This is a genomic window from Terasakiella sediminum, from assembly GCF_033100395.1.
Taxonomy (GTDB): Bacteria; Pseudomonadota; Alphaproteobacteria; order Rhodospirillales; family Terasakiellaceae; genus Terasakiella.
Genome location: NZ_JAWLVJ010000079.1, coordinates 1 through 638, shown reverse-complemented (window position 1 = coordinate 638; position 638 = coordinate 1). Strand labels below are relative to the sequence as shown.

Below are 638 nucleotides of genomic sequence, written 5' to 3'. Positions count from 1 at the left end.
CATCAAATTACGCATAGACTTCTCCTCATAAAAAGAAGTCTTGAATCACATTCTACGCAATTTGTAAATCCACTTTGTCAACAGGACCTAAATCTCTTGGTGATGTTGTAGATGGTATGAAACATGGTGATGATAGTGGATGTGCCGTTATGCTGACTTTAAAGCATATTGTTGTCAGTCGAATTAAAAATCATCAAACATATGATTCGTATTCAAATGCATTCCTTCAAGATTATGATTGGATGGGAAGTATAGTCAGTCACTATTTTAGGATGATTACGAACATTCTGCGTTTTGTGGCAAACAATGACAGGCTTAGTTATGAAGAAACAAAAAAATATGCTGAAATGTTCAAGGCTCATCTCTCTGATGATGAATTAACAGTACTCTTCGGATATTGCATTGCGTTCGAAGAGGAAGAAGATGAACTTTACGAATTAGTAAAGCTCTTTCATGTTTTTGAATACATGCCTACTCCTGTTGCCAACTGCGGAGCGTTTGTAAAAGAGAAATATGAAGAACTGGGTGTTGTCCGTTGAACATAAATTGTAGTAGTCGCGACTTGATCTGACACTTACCCGCTTTGATGCGGTGACTGTCAGGTCGGGTTTAATCTATAAACTTTTCCTGCCAGATTT

Annotated in this window: 1 protein-coding gene; it reads left to right on the top strand. The window is 37.3% G+C overall.

Features of this window, described 5'->3' with window-relative positions:
- Window positions 1-74 precede the first annotated feature (74 nt).
- Entirely contained in the window at window positions 75-539 is a 465-nt protein-coding gene (locus RYZ26_RS19900) for a putative phage abortive infection protein (RefSeq protein WP_317685004.1), read from the top strand.
- The last annotated feature ends 99 nt before the right edge of the window (window positions 540-638 follow it).